The sequence below is a fragment of the Methylobacterium trifolii genome (assembly GCF_022179685.1).
Lineage (GTDB): Bacteria > Pseudomonadota > Alphaproteobacteria > Rhizobiales > Beijerinckiaceae > Methylobacterium > Methylobacterium trifolii.
Genome location: NZ_BPRB01000157.1, coordinates 1 through 3,638 on the forward strand (window position 1 = coordinate 1; position 3,638 = coordinate 3,638).

Genomic DNA, 3,638 nt, shown 5'->3' on the forward strand with positions numbered 1-3,638 from the left:
CGGCACGAACAACCTCGGCGTCGCCGTGGGCGAGCCGAGGTTGTTCGTGCCGATCGAGGACAGGTAGTAGGTCTCGTCCGTGAGGTTGCGCAGGTTGAGCTGCAGCGTCGTCGGGCGCCCGGCCACCTCCGTGTCGTAGGCCAGGAACGCGTCGAGCACGGCGTAGTCGGGCAGGCGGAAGGTGTTGGTGGGGTCCCCCGGCCGCACGCCGACGTAGCGTCCGCCCAGGCCCGCGCGCAAGCGCCCGGCGCCGACGGTCCCGAAATCGTGGGTCACGAACAGGGAGGCGGTGTGGGGCGCCACGTTGGTCAGGCCCTTGCCCTGGAGCGCCGGGTCGGCGAGCACCACCGCGTCGGTATAGGCGTAGGTGGCGATCAGGCTCCAGTCCGGGGCGATCTGGCCGGCCACGTCCAGCTCGAAGCCCTGCGAGCCGACCTTGCCGGCGGTGCGGTTGAAGCTGATCCCGTTGATCACCTCCGTGTAGAGCACGTTCTGCTTGACGATGTCGTAGACCGCGGCCGTGGCGGTGATGCCCGCGAACAGCTCCGCCTTCAGCCCGATCTCGTAGGCGTCGCCGTATTCCGGCGGCAGGGCGCCGATGGCGCTGGCGATCGAGGAGTTCGGCCGGAAGGTCTGGCTGTAGGAGCCGTAGACCGAGAGGCTGGGCGTCAGCAGGTAGACGATGCCGGCCCGGGGCACGAGCTCGCCCCCCGACACGTCGGTGTTGAGCCGGAACGGCCGGCCTCGTCCCGCGGTCTGGGTGTAGTCCTGGTAGCGCAGGCCCCCGGAGACGATGAGCCTGTCGGTCAGGTGGATCGAGTCCTGGGCGTAGACGGAGGTCGTCACCGTGCGCTCGGTCTGGTCGCTGTCGGTGGCCACCACGTTGAAGCTCTGGGGCAGGGTCCCGTAGACGGGGTTGAAGACGTTGAAGCCGGTGTTGTTGGCGCCGCGGATCAGGCGGGTGCGCAGCACGTTGGCGTAGTCGTAGGAGGTGCCCATCAGGAGGTCGTGGTCGAAGCCGAGGAAGCTCACCTTGCCGACCGCGTCGAGCCGGCCGGAATGCACCTCGAAGTTCGAATCCTGCGTCGCGTCGGCGCGCCGGGTCAGCACGCCGGTGCGGGAGTTGTAGGCGATCGCCCGCGCCTGGTTGTCCTGGTAGAAATTGTGGCTGTAGGCGTAGTTGAGGTTCACCTTCCAGGTGTCGCTCAGGATGCGTTCGACCTCGATGCCGGCGACGTGGCTCTCGCCCGCGGTGATGTTGTAGCGTTCGTCGAAGCGGCGGTCGCGGGGCACGGCCACCGCCTTGCCGGTGGCCGGATCGAACACCGTGCCGCGGTCGAAGGGCGACTTGTAGTGCGAGTACTCGTAGTACAGCCGCACCATCGTCTCGTCGCCCTGCCAGGTCAGCGAGGGGGCGAGCACCTGCTGGTTCTGGGTGCCGAAGTTGCGCCAGTATTCCTGGTTGCGGTGCTGGGCGATGAAGCGGTAGGCGAGGTTGGTGCCCGCGATCGGCCCGGTCTGGTCCATCTCGATCCCGCCGCCGTTGAAGCTCGTGCCCCAGGCCTCGAGGTAGCCGGCCTGGACGAAGCGCGGCTTCTTGGTGACGACGTTGATGAGCCCGCCCGGATCGAGGATGCCGTAGAGCGCCGAGGCCGGGCCCTTGAGCACCTCGACCCGCTGCGTGGTCGGCATGAAGGCCCGCGGCAGCGCCGTGCGCAGTCCGTCGCGCAGGATCGAGCCGTCGCGGTTGTCGCCGAAGCCCCGGCGGATGAAGGCGTCCTGGGTGCCGCCCAGCGTGTTGGTCTGGGTGATGCCCGAGACGTTGACGAGCGCCTCGTCCAGCGTCCGCACGGCCTGGTCCTGCAGCACCTGCTCGGTGACGACGGCGATCGCCTGCGGCACCTCGATCAGCGGCGTGTCGGTGCCCGTGGCGATCGAGGAGCGCAGGGGCTGGTAGCCGCGCGCGTTCGCCTTGCCGCCCGTGACCGACAGTTCGTCGAGGGCGATCACCGGATCGCTGGCATCCTGCGCCTTCGCGCAGGGGAGCAGGAACTGCACGGCGGCGATCGCGCCGGCGGCGGCGAGCTTCCTCGACATGGGACTGGACCTCGGACTGCCGGAACCGACGCGACCCGAGCCGACCTCGAAGTCTCACGCCTCGTCTCCGAGCCGTTTCGCGGTAGTTCACCGCAAGAACGGCGGTCAAGACGCACAGTGGGGATATTCAGGCTCGAAATTTCACTTTATCATCGTTCCAGAAAGCGAAATACACGCACTCAATATTTGGAGTTCCAGGCTTGAGTGCCAATCTTACTGGAAAATAAGCAATCGGCGACGCGTCGTCATGCTTGCGGGATCGGGCCGATGGCGCATCTCGGGGCATCCGCCCCGCCCCGCCGCCCGGCAGGTTCGCCGCGCCTGTGGCCTCGGGAGCACACGGTCCCGGCCGGGGCCGCGGGTCCTCGCAGCGCAGCCATCCCCTTCTCCGTCCGGCGCTCTAGGTCAACCGGACTTCGTCCGTCGAAGGCTCCATGGAGCCCGCGCGGGCGCAACGGGACTCGTTCGGGAGGACGCATGACGAAGCCGGATCGCCTGGAGCCGCGGCCCCCAGACCTGGCCTCCCCCTGGCGCACGGACGACCGCGCCCGGCTCCAGGCCGAGGCCCGCGCCTTCGCCCGCGACGTGGTGATGCCGATCGCCGACGCATGCGATCCGCACAAGGCCGAGATGCCCCGCTCCCTGATCGCGGCGATGGCGGAGAAGGGCTGGTTCGGCATCACCATCCCGAAGGAGCAGGGCGGCCTCGGGCTCGGCGTGTTCGAGTACTGCCTCGTCTCGGAGGAACTGGCCCGCGCCTGGCTCTCCGTCGGCAGCATCCTGGCGCGCGGCCAGGGTCTCGGGACGCAGGTGCTCGATGATGCGCGCCGCCTCGACCTGCTGCGCAAGTCGGCCCGCGGCGAATGGATCGGCAGCATCGCGCTCTCCGAGCCGACCGCCGGCTCGGATCTCGCCGGCGTGCGGACCCGCGCGGTGCGGGACGGCGACCATTGGGTGCTGACCGGCACCAAGCGCTGGGCGGGCTTCGCGCAAGCCGCCGACTTCGTGGAGGTCCTGGCCCGGACCCGCGAGCCGGAGCCCGGCGAGCCGCGCTCGGCCGGCCTGGAGCCGTTCCTCGTGCTCAAGCAGCCCGGCAGCTTCCCGGAGGGCATGACCGGTCAGGTCATCGACAAGATCGGCTACCACGGGTTCCTGACCTTCGAGCTCCGGCTCGACGGCGTGCGCGTGCCCGAGAGCGACCGGCTCACCGGCCTCTACGGCGACCAGGGCGCGGACGCGGATGCGGGCGGCTTCGCCTCGGTCCAGCGCGGGCTCAACATCGCGCGGGTGCACACGGCCGCCCGCGCGGTCGGCGTGGCGCGGGCGGCGGTGTGCACCCGCGCGATGTTGAGCCCGCGCTGGACCGAGGCGAAGCCGCCCGCATCCGCGTCCGCGCCCTGGTCGCCGTAGAGGCCGGTGAGCCGGTCGCTCTCGGGCACGCGCACGCCGTCGAGCCGGAGCTCGAAGGTCAGGAACCCGTGGTAGCCGATCTTGTCGATGACCTGACCGGTCATGCCCTCCGGGAAGCTGCCGGGCTGCTT

Annotated in this window: 1 protein-coding gene and 1 pseudogene; one reads left to right on the forward strand and one right to left on the reverse strand. The window is 69.8% G+C overall.

All coding sequences use genetic code 11. The features are described from left to right. Positions 1–2,097 (reverse strand): TonB-dependent siderophore receptor (locus tag COGEMETH_RS14285; protein ID WP_238183305.1); only part of this gene is annotated, 2,097 nt, incomplete at its 3' end. Between the two features lie 477 nt (positions 2,098–2,574). On the opposite strand from COGEMETH_RS14285, the pseudogene COGEMETH_RS14290 reads away from it, so the two are divergent. Continuing rightward, positions 2,575–3,435: pseudogene (locus COGEMETH_RS14290) on the forward strand (acyl-CoA dehydrogenase family protein); the annotation flags it as partial. Positions 3,436–3,638 lie beyond the last annotated feature (203 nt).